Origin of the sequence: Flavobacterium sufflavum, from assembly GCF_004016525.1 — a bacterium.
Classification (GTDB): domain Bacteria; phylum Bacteroidota; class Bacteroidia; order Flavobacteriales; family Flavobacteriaceae; genus Flavobacterium; species Flavobacterium sufflavum.
On sequence record NZ_SACJ01000057.1, the window covers coordinates 1 to 230 of the forward strand.

The window sequence follows — 230 nt, forward strand, 5'->3', positions numbered from 1 at the left end:
TTGTCCTACTTCATCTACAGGACCTGCACTGATACCTGTTGCCCAACCAGGAACACTGATGGCTCCTGCATCTTCCAGTTTAGCCTGGTCATCTCCTTTAGTGAAAACCGGTACATCATTCACAGATGTTACATTGATGTTGAAGGTTTGATTATCACTTTGATCATCTCCTCCATCTGCAACTCCTCCATTATCTTTCAAATAAACTGTAACAAGTGCACTTCCATTTG

General features: G+C 42.2%; 1 protein-coding gene. It reads right to left on the bottom strand.

Translation table 11 applies throughout. The features are described 5' to 3' along the window. The coding region (locus EOD40_RS18120; protein WP_164905525.1) for a hypothetical protein at window positions 1–230 on the bottom strand (230 nt) is incomplete at both ends.